Origin of the sequence: Melaminivora alkalimesophila (assembly GCF_000282995.1) — a bacterium.
Classification (GTDB): domain Bacteria; phylum Pseudomonadota; class Gammaproteobacteria; order Burkholderiales; family Burkholderiaceae_C; genus Melaminivora; species Melaminivora alkalimesophila.
Genome location: NZ_ALEE01000821.1, coordinates 1 through 472, shown reverse-complemented (window position 1 = coordinate 472; position 472 = coordinate 1). Strand labels below are relative to the sequence as shown.

At 74.8% G+C, this 472-nt stretch carries 1 protein-coding gene; it reads left to right on the top strand.

Annotation, left to right across the window (positions count from 1 at the left end; all coding sequences use genetic code 11):
- On the top strand, positions 1 to 472 hold a 472-nt coding region (locus tag A612_RS15830; RefSeq protein WP_040437224.1), incomplete at both ends, for an FAD binding domain-containing protein.

The window sequence follows — 472 nt, the reverse complement described above, 5'->3', positions numbered from 1 at the left end:
GAGCCGGCGCTGCTGCGGCTGCTGGCGTCGCTGCAGGCTCCGGCCACGCCAGCGCCTGCCGAGGCACCGAGCTACCTGGCGCCGACAACCCTGCAAGAGCTGCTCGCGGCGCGCGCCGCGCACCCCGAGGCGCAGGTGGTCGCGGGTTGCACCGACGTCGGCCTGTGGGTGACCAAACACCACCGGCAGTTCGAGCGCGTGCTCGACGTGACGCGCGCGCACGAATTGCGCCAGATCCGCGAGCAGGACGGCGCCCTGGGCATCGGCGCCGCCGTGTCGCTGACCGAGGCCTTCGCTGCGCTGGTGGCGCGCTGGCCGCAGCTGGCGCGCTTCGCGGCGCGCTTTGCCGGCCTGCCGGTGCGCAACGCCGGCACGCTGGGCGGCAACGTCGCCAACGGCTCGCCCATCGGCGATTCCATGCCGCTGTTGATCGCGCTGGGCGCCGAGGTCGAGCTGGCCAGCACGCGTGGCC